Below are 6,070 nucleotides of genomic sequence, written 5' to 3' on the forward strand. Positions count from 1 at the left end.
TAATAAATCATACTTTGATAGAACCGAAAATGAGGTTCTAAAAAAATTTTTTGACGAAAGTGTTATAATCACAGACTTAAAAAAATATGCTGGAGAAACTTTAGGAGCGTCTCTCTCAGTCACAATTGCTATAGCTGCCTTGTGTTTGAAAAAAAACAAAGTACCAAGGAATATTAATAAAAATTTAGAGAGAAAAAGTATAAATAAAATTCTTGTGACAGGTTATGATGTCACGGGTAACTATGTTTTATACTTGTTGCAAAAATAGGAGATTAATATGAAAGATTTATGTGGTAAAAATATTGTTGTCACAGGTGGAAGCAGAGGTATTGGAAAAAGTATTACACTTGAATTGTTAAAGTATGGTGCTAATGTCGTTGCTACATACAACAATTCCGTTGTTAATTCAGAAGATTTTTTTTATGAGGGGGAAGATTTGCTTGGAAATCTTTATCTTGTACATTTAGATCAGTCGAATTCGGAAAGTATTAATAAATTTTTTAAAGAAGTTTTGAAGATTTTTGATAATAAAATATATGGTTTAGTTAATAATGCAGGTATTACAAAGGATAAACTATTTTTTATGTTAAATGATGATGATTGGGACGATGTTATAGAGACAAATTTAAATGGTATTTATAGAATAACAAAGAAAGCTATTTTCCCAATGTTAGCTGAAAAAGAAGGGGTAATTGTTAATATGTCTTCTGTAAGCGGCTTAAAAGGTATGGTTGGGCAAGCAAACTATTGTGCAAGTAAGTCAGCTTTGATTTCTATGACTGAAACTCTATCAAAAGAATTATCAGGAAAAAACATTCGAATTAATGCTGTGGCTCCTGGGTATATTAAGACAGATATGGTTAAGAACATACCAAGTAAAGAATTAGACAGAATCACAGAAAAAATTCCTATGGGAAGGGAAGGCTTACCAGAAGAGGTAGCGCATGTGGTTGTTTTTCTATTAAGTAAACTATCATCTTATGTTTCAGGGCAAACAATTGTTGTTGATGGTGGGTTAACATGATATGAGAAAAGAACGAACTTTAATTTTATTGGGAGCATGTGGCGGTATTGCTAAATCTATTTTAAAGTTAGTCACACAAGAAGGGTATGATATTTTAGCTGTAGATATTTCAAGTTCCATTGAGGAAATTGCATCAGTTAACATAAAAACGGTTTGTGGTGATATAAAGTCAGAAAAAGTACTTGCTGAAGTTGATAAAATATTGAGAGAGATGCCACCTTTGTATGGTGTGATTTCTACGGTTGGGATAATGATTCCAGGTAGCTTGACAGAAATAAGTGAAGCTGATTTTGAAAAAACCATAAATATCAATCTCACATCAGTAGTAAGATTTTTAAAGTATATAATACCAAAATTGATTCAAAATAAAAATGGCAGAATAATCTTATTAGCCTCTGTTCTAGGAGTTGTTGGGTCGTATAATTTAACTGCTTATAGTGTCAGTAAAGCCGCAATAATTGAGTTAGTAAAATGCCTTGCTTTAGATTATGGTGATAAAGGGATTTTATCAAATTGTATTAGTCCAGGTTTTGTTAAAACTCAAATGTTAGAAGATGCAATGTCTTCACTTTCAAAAAATAAACATTGGATGTTTGCTGTAGGTGGACTACCCAAACAGTTTGTAAATTCATCAGATATTGCTACAGCAGTTTTATTTTTATTAAACCAATCCAGTATTAATGGAGAAAATTTAATAATAGATGCAGCATATAGTTCTAGATAAAGATAAAGATAAAGGTAAGAGATATGACATCACACAAAAAAATTAATAAAGTTTGGCACGCTTTTAAGCAAATGAAGGATTACATAGAAAATGGTCCTGAAATTTTAACGCATGTGAATTCTGAAAATTATTTTCAATCCGTTGATAATAAGATTTTATATGATGGAGTTTCAACATTACTTAATTCTAATATAGGTCACGTTAACTCGGAAATAATAAGCTCCATATCATCACAGTTAAAAAAATTAGATAATGCAACTCTATTTACTTCTACAAATGCTACTTCCATTGAATGTTCTCAAAGACTATGTAGGTTATGTGATGACCATTATTTTTCAACTTTTTTTACAAATAGTGGATCAGAAGCATGTGATACTGCATTAAAAATTGTTCTAAAATATTGGAGAAATAAAAATGAACATAGAAACGTAATTATCTCTTTGAAAGGAGCTTATCATGGTTCGAGTATTGGGGCCATGATGATAGCTAATGGTGGATTTAATAATGATGACTTCAATTTAGAATGTAGTAATTTTCATCAAATTAATGTACCAAATTCTATGGATATTAATGATGAAATTAATAACTGTCTTGATGAATTTAAGTCATTTTGTTCAGTTAATAAAGGTAAAATTGCTGCATTATTTTTGGAACTTACACAATTATCTAATGGTGCCAATGTTTTACCTTTACGCTATGTTGAAGAAATCTATAAGATTTCTAAGCAGGAAGGAATTTTACTTGTAATTGATGAGGTTGCAACTGGCTTTGGTAGAACAGGTAAAATGTTTGATTCGCAAAATTATAACATTTGGGGTGATATCATGATGACAGCTAAAGCAATTACCTCTGGTTATTTTCCTCTGGGAGCTGTTCTTGTAACTGAGGAAGTATATATGGCTTTTTATGGAGATACTCAAGATGGAAAACATTTAGAACATGGGTATACTACAGGAGGACACCCTGTAGCATGTGCTGCTGCACTAGCAAATATTAATATTATCGAGAAAAACAATTTAATAGCAAATTCCTCTGAAAAAGGTAACTTATTATTGAATAAATTACGAAACGAATTACTATGCTCACCTTTAGTCCGATGTATACGTGGAAAAGGGTTAATACAAGCAATTATTTTTGAAGAAATTAGAATAAAAAATATGGAAGCATGGGGAATAGCTGAAATTTTATCCAAATTTTTGAGTAATAGAGGTTTACTTTTATATCCAGACGATACTAATATTTTAATAGTAGCACCACCACTTACAGTAAATGAAGAAGAATGTTCTATGATAGTTGAAAAATTAAAAGATGCGATAAAAAAAGTCGAATTTTTATTACAGATGGAGGATTAGAGTAAGTTGGTTGATTCAACAAGCAAATATAATGATTGTTTTAGTACAGTAATAGTTGGTGCTGGAATTAATGGCTTACTGACTGCTGCAAATTTATCTACAAAAGTGAGCAATATTCTTGTTGTTGAAAAGAATGACTCTTTTGGTGGTTTATCGCAGATGATTGAAGATGATTTTTTTCTGGGAGCTCATCATATTGCCGGAATAAATAAGGAGTGCTTTGTTAATGATTTTTTTAACGAGATAGGTATTTCACTGGATAACGATTTTGTTTCTGTGAAATTTGTAAACTTATTTCATAAAGGTAAGATAAAAGAGATCCCAATTATTCTTGATGAACTTTTGGAATATTTAAAAAATAACTATCCAGATGAAATCGATTCAATAAATAAATTTTTCAGGAAAATAAAAATATACGCTTCGTATTTTTTAAATGCCGATGAGAAAGGCTTGCAATCAATGTTTTTGGAGACTTCCACAATTTCGTTTGAAGAATTTTTAAAACAGTATTCTCTATCGGATGATATTTGTCAAATATTAACATTACTATCTCCAGGATATGGAGGAATTGGGATACAAGGTATAGCATTTAATAACTTAAGCTTATTGATTTCTTATGGATTAGGGTCAGGATATATTAAAGGTTGCAATACCAATTTGATTAATTATTTGAAGGACTTTGCTGAAAATAACGGTGTTACCTTTTTAAAAAACTGTACATGTACGGATTGTAAGATTATAGATGAAAGTACTCTTTTGATTAAATGCAATAGTGGAGGTAGAGATTTTGAAATTCTTACTGAGGATGTTATCTTTTGTTCATATCCTTTTGATATTTTAAGTGAAATCATTTCTAACACTCGTATAAAGAATAAGTTGAAAAAATTCCAACCAGGAACAACAGTATTTCGATTATTTGCAAAACTAGATTATGAAATTCCTAGTCTAAAAGGCGATACTGTCTATATGGGAAATTATGATATCAAAAATATGGATGAAAATATTTTACTTTCCTCCGAAAGTTTTAGATTACCAATTTGTATGATTTATTCAGATGGAAAGAAAATTATGTTCACATTTTTAACTTCTCCTGCTAATGAGAGTAAGATAGATGTTGATAAAATCGTTGATATGATAACTTTAGAAATTCCAGAATTATCAAACATAATGAGTTCAATATTTACAACATGTAACCTAGAGTATAAAAAAATAACCAATACAACGTGGGGTTCTGTTTTTGGTTGGGAAAGAGACCAGTTTGTTTTTATGAATTCAAATTTATTTTCCCCTGAATTAAGAGGTTTCAGAGGAATATATATATCTGGTAATTGGAGTACTGATTATGGGGTGTATGGTGCAATAAGAACTGCTGATAAGGTTTGTAAAAAGGTTTTAGATAATAAGAGTAGGAGAGCAAAATGATAAAGGTACGTCAACTCATAAAAAAATACGCAGATGGTGAAAAAGATCTATATGCATTAAATGAAATAGATTTAGAAATTAGTAAAGGGGAATTTGTTGTAATTTTAGGTCCCTCAGGTTCAGGTAAATCTACTTTAATGAATATAATGTCTGGATTAGATGATTGTGACTTTGGTAAGGTACTAATTGATGAATTAGATATCACAGCATTAACAGAGGCAGAACGTACGCGCTTTAGAAGGGAAAATATCGGCTTTATTTTTCAATCATATTACTTAATGGCAGATTTAAATGTTGAGAATAACATCAAAATGGGAGCCTTTTTAGTGAAAAATAAAGATTATGATAATGTAATAGACAGTTTAAACTTGACTCATCTATTAAAACGAATGCCTTTTCAATTATCAGGTGGTCAGCAACAAAGAGTAGCAATCGCTAGAGCATTATCAAAAAACCCCAAAATATTATTTTGTGATGAGCCCACTGGAGCATTAGATGAAGAGCATGGAAAACAGGTGCTGAATTTAATCCAAAAGTACCAAATAGAAAATCATGTAACAGTAGTAATGGTAACACATAACCCTGGTATAGCACAGATGGCAAACAAAGTTATCAAAATGAATAGTGGTAATATAATCGATATAATAAAAAATCCATCTCCTATTTCAGCTACTCAAGTTAAATGGGGGTGATATTTTGAACAAGATTTATTTTTTCTTTCGAAAAAAAAAATTTAGCAATATTGGAATTTTTATTGTTACATTTTTAACAGTTTTATTAGCAACAGTTTTTATTAGTAGTTATCAAAATGTTCTGAGATTTGAAAATAAAGTAACTACGGAAAGCAATATTGAAGATTTCAGTTTTTATCCAAACCTATCGAACGTAGATTCTAGTAGCGAAAACACTATTTCTCAAACGATTGATAATTTAGCTAATAAATATAACTTTTCTTGGGAAGATCATAAGTATGCGATTTATAACGATAATAATATATTGTATCGGATATATGATTCAGAAAGAAAGTTTGATAAGTTTTTAATTATTGAAGGTAGTAAAAATAGAACTAGTGAAGAAGTAATGATTGATTACTTATTTGCTAAAGAACATAATATCTCAGTTGGTAATAGCGTAACGCTTAAAAATAAAACATATACTATTTCAGCAATTGTTATTTTTTCTGATATGATTAATCCTATAGTTGATAACAGCGGAAAACTGTATGATAAAGCCAACCAAGCCTTGATAGCTGTGCAGTATGACCAATTAAGTAATTTTGGAACCATTAATCATTCATATGTTGGAAAGTTTAACAGTTCTGTAAATTCTGATGTTACTAAGGAGATGCAGACAAGTTTAGATTTTTATTCCTTCACTAAATCATCAGATAATACAACTATTTTTGGAGCTTTATCTTCTCAAAAAAATATAAATTTAGTTATTCTTTCTTTTTCAATTTCAATTTTATCATCCATGGTTTTGTTGATGATTCTTATATCAATCAGTGAATCTATTAAGGAAGATTATAAACATTTAGGAGTATTAAAA

Annotated in this window: 7 protein-coding genes; all 7 read left to right on the forward strand. The window is 29.8% G+C overall.

Annotated features, from left to right (window positions below; all coding sequences use genetic code 11):
* Window positions 1-268, forward strand: a 268-nt coding sequence (locus tag D8805_RS10160) for a hypothetical protein (RefSeq protein WP_221762869.1), incomplete at its 5' end; no start/stop codon positions are given.
* Window positions 269-277: 9 nt separating this feature from the next.
* Entirely contained in the window at window positions 278-1,024 is a 747-nt protein-coding gene (fabG, locus tag D8805_RS09765; RefSeq protein ID WP_125417094.1) for a 3-oxoacyl-ACP reductase FabG, read from the forward strand.
* 1 nt (window position 1,025) lies between these two features.
* Window positions 1,026-1,748 (forward strand): SDR family NAD(P)-dependent oxidoreductase, encoded by a 723-nt coding sequence (locus tag D8805_RS09770; protein ID WP_125417096.1) that lies wholly within the window; start codon window positions 1,026-1,028, stop codon window positions 1,746-1,748.
* Window positions 1,749-1,771: 23 nt separating this feature from the next.
* Entirely contained in the window at window positions 1,772-3,100 is a 1,329-nt protein-coding gene (locus tag D8805_RS09775) for an aminotransferase family protein (RefSeq protein ID WP_125417098.1), read from the forward strand.
* A 6-nt stretch (window positions 3,101-3,106) separates the two neighbouring features.
* The gene (locus tag D8805_RS09780) at window positions 3,107-4,522 is read left to right on the forward strand and encodes an NAD(P)/FAD-dependent oxidoreductase (protein WP_125417100.1); all 1,416 of its coding nucleotides are present in this window, start codon (window positions 3,107-3,109) and stop codon (window positions 4,520-4,522) included.
* The gene (locus D8805_RS09785; protein ID WP_125417102.1) at window positions 4,519-5,214 is read left to right on the forward strand and encodes an ABC transporter ATP-binding protein; all 696 of its coding nucleotides are present in this window, start codon (window positions 4,519-4,521) and stop codon (window positions 5,212-5,214) included. The genes D8805_RS09780 and D8805_RS09785 overlap by 4 nt, the downstream gene beginning before the upstream one ends.
* A gap of 4 nt (window positions 5,215-5,218) precedes the next feature.
* The coding region (locus D8805_RS09790; RefSeq protein ID WP_142999752.1) for a hypothetical protein at window positions 5,219-6,070 on the forward strand (852 nt) is incomplete at its 3' end.

The sequence above is a fragment of the Streptococcus oralis subsp. dentisani genome, from assembly GCF_003944205.1.
Classification (GTDB): Bacteria; Bacillota; Bacilli; order Lactobacillales; family Streptococcaceae; genus Streptococcus; species Streptococcus oralis_BH.